The sequence below is a fragment of the Campylobacter sp. BCW_4332 genome (assembly GCF_001763175.1).
GTDB lineage: Bacteria > Campylobacterota > Campylobacteria > Campylobacterales > Campylobacteraceae > Campylobacter_D > Campylobacter_D jejuni.
In genome coordinates this window covers 1-1,796 of record NZ_MJYF01000038.1, presented here as the reverse complement: position 1 = coordinate 1,796, position 1,796 = coordinate 1, and the positions used below count along the sequence as shown (strand labels likewise).

General features: G+C 28.0%; 1 protein-coding gene. It reads right to left on the bottom strand.

Annotation, left to right across the window (positions count from 1 at the left end):
- Positions 1 to 25 precede the first annotated feature (25 nt).
- A complete protein-coding gene (locus AJN64_RS04270; RefSeq protein WP_070292736.1) occupies positions 26 to 1,534 on the bottom strand; it encodes an amino acid adenylation domain-containing protein in 1,509 nt (502 codons plus the stop codon).
- Positions 1,535 to 1,796 lie beyond the last annotated feature (262 nt).

The window sequence follows — 1,796 nt, the reverse complement described above, 5'->3', positions numbered from 1 at the left end:
TTTTTTGAAATTATAAAATATTTATTTAAACAAGTTCTTTTAAAACTTTCCTATCAATTTTACCATTTTGATTAAGCTTAAATTTGTTAATTTTAATAAAATTTTTTGGGATCATATAAGAAGGTAATTTATCTTTTAAAAAAGATTTAAAATCAAGCTCTTCTTTGCTTTCATAAAAACAAATAATATCTTCTTTAAAAATACAAGCGCTGTTTTTTACACTTGCATGAGAATTTATCACGCTTTCTATTTCTCCAAGCTCTATCCTATGTCCCATATATTTGATCTGATTATCTGCTCTTCCATAGCACAAAAGCTCTCCAAATTCATTATAAGAAACAATATCTCCTGTTTTATAGAGTAAATCTAAATAATTATCATGCAAAGGATTTTGTATAAAAGCTTGTTTGGTTTTTTCTTTGTCATTATAATACCCTAAAGACAAAGAAGTTCCACGCACGAAAAGTTCCCCTTTAACACCTATTTGTTTAGGACTTATGAAATTCATATTTTCATCAAAAACTAAAAGTTCTGTGTTTTTATATGCTTTGCCTATAGGTAAAAGTTCTTCATCTTTGAACTGTCTATCAATAATGCAATAACAACAAGTTCCAGTGATTTCTGTAGGGCCATAAAGGTTGGCAAATAAAGCATTGGGTAAGTGTTTACGCCAAATGTTAAAATATTTAGTTGGAAAAATTTCACCACTCCAAACAATTTTTTTAAGATTAACAAGCAGATTTTTTTTCAATTCTTTTTCATTTGCAAAATACGTTAATACAGTTGGAACCCAAGAAATCATACTAACTTTTTCTTGCTCTAAGCATTCTAAAATTTTATTAGGAAAAGCAAAAAGATGATTAGGTAAAATATGGAGCATTGCTCCACAAAATATAGTTGGAAAAATATCTCTTATAGAAGCATCAAAATAAAATGGTGCTTGATTGGCTAAAATTTCATTCTCATCAATTTCAAAAGCCGCACAAAAGTGGAAGACATAATCAATCACACTTTTATGAGCTATGCTTACTCCTTTAGGAATGCCTGTGCTCCCGCTAGTAAAAAGAACATAGAGTAAATTAGTATCTATGTGTTTTTCTTTAGCATTTTTTATTAAATTCTCATCTATATTAAAACTTTCAAAGTCTTGTGTATAAAGCGTAGGCAAATCTAAGTTAAAATTTAAATCCTTTGAAGTGATAAAAAGTTTAGGCTTTAAAACCTCTATGACTTTTTCTATTCTTTCTTTAGGACTTTTTTCATCTAAAAGGGTATAAAAATTTCCACTTAATGCCACTCCAAAGAATGAAATCAAACAATCAATCCCTTTAGGCAAGATGATTAAAACAGGAGCTTGAATAAGATTATCATTTCCTAAAGTTTTTAAAATTTCACTGGCTAGTTTTTTAGAAAAAAGATCAAAGTCTTTGTAAGTGATTTCTTTTCTTTCCTTAGCAAAAGGTTCTACAAAAGCAGTTTTTTCGCTAAATTTGATTAGACTTTTTTCTAAAAAATCATAGATATGAGTTGTCATGATATGACTCCATTTTGTTATAGGATGAAGTATCAATAATACCAAAAATTTATTAATTTTCAAAAAACCACAGAAAAAGAAACCATTGTTATACAATAAAAAGAATATTAGACTAGAATATTGCTAAGTCTAATATTCTTTATCTCTTTATTCTTTCCCTCTTCAACCTAGGAACATCTTTGAATATAAATTTGATATACCCCCCCCCATACCAATTTTTATTAGCCTGCATTAAAGCTTCGCCTAGTTTATAAGTAAAACA

Coding starts and splice junctions, on each gene's coding strand:
- AJN64_RS04270 (WP_070292736.1), bottom strand. CDS start 1,534: ATGACAACTCATATCTATGATTTTTTAGAAAAAAGTCTAATCAAATTT.